This window comes from Rhodoplanes roseus (assembly GCF_003258865.1).
GTDB lineage: Bacteria > Pseudomonadota > Alphaproteobacteria > Rhizobiales > Xanthobacteraceae > Rhodoplanes > Rhodoplanes roseus.
Genome location: NZ_NPEX01000992.1, coordinates 1 through 240, shown reverse-complemented (window position 1 = coordinate 240; position 240 = coordinate 1). Strand labels below are relative to the sequence as shown.

At 60.8% G+C, this 240-nt stretch carries 1 protein-coding gene; it reads left to right on the top strand.

Annotated elements, in window-relative coordinates; genetic code table 11:
• A partial coding sequence (locus tag CH341_RS33980; RefSeq protein WP_146604832.1) for an O-antigen ligase family protein occupies nucleotides 1-240 on the top strand: 240 nt, incomplete at both ends.

Here is a 240-nt window from a genome sequence, read left to right as displayed (position 1 = left end):
CCAGAGGATGTCGTGCATGCGACGAGTGCGGAAATTCGCCTTTCCATCTGGGAGAACTTTGCCGAACTCATCCCACACGAGCCTCTTCTCGGCTGGGGCTATTATGCCGAACGCGCGATGAGCAAGGGGCTCGCCGGCCCTGCCGCATCCGCGGTGATCGGCAGCGCCCATCCGCATGACGTTGCGATCCAATTGTGGGTCGATTTCGGTCTTCTGGGTGTCTTGGTGGCGGGTCTCATC